Annotated in this window: 1 pseudogene; it reads right to left on the bottom strand. The window is 64.9% G+C overall.

What is annotated here, in order from left to right:
- Positions 1-209, bottom strand: a pseudogene (locus tag EZM41_RS08655) (glutamine--fructose-6-phosphate transaminase (isomerizing)); the annotation flags it as partial.
- Positions 210-365 lie beyond the last annotated feature (156 nt).

Here is a 365-nt window from a genome sequence, read left to right as displayed (position 1 = left end):
ATGCCCAGGCGGCCGGCCAGCTGCGTGTGTTGCTGAGCCTGCTCCAGTTCGGCAACCTTGCCGTTGCGGCGCAGGCGCTCGAGTGCGCCGTTCTCGTCCAGCACGGCAACGCCGGCACTGTCATAGCCACGGTATTCCAGGCGCTTGAGGCCCTCAAGAAGGATCGCGGTGATGTTGCGTTCGGCGACGGCGCCAACGATGCCACACATGCTCAGGTCTCCAGATTGGTTTCGACGGCCACGCAGATCAGTTTGACGCCGCGGGCCAGGATGCTGCTGCGCGCCTCGTCGCTGAGGCGCTCATCGGTAATCAGGGTATGCACGCTGCTCCAGGGCAGCTCGAGATTGGGGATGCGCCGACCGATC

Origin of the sequence: Acetomicrobium sp. S15 = DSM 107314 (assembly GCF_016125955.1) — a bacterium.
Taxonomy (GTDB): Bacteria; Synergistota; Synergistia; order Synergistales; family Thermosynergistaceae; genus Thermosynergistes; species Thermosynergistes pyruvativorans.
Note: the sequence above shows the minus strand (reverse complement) of the source record. Positions and strands in the feature narration are given on the sequence as shown.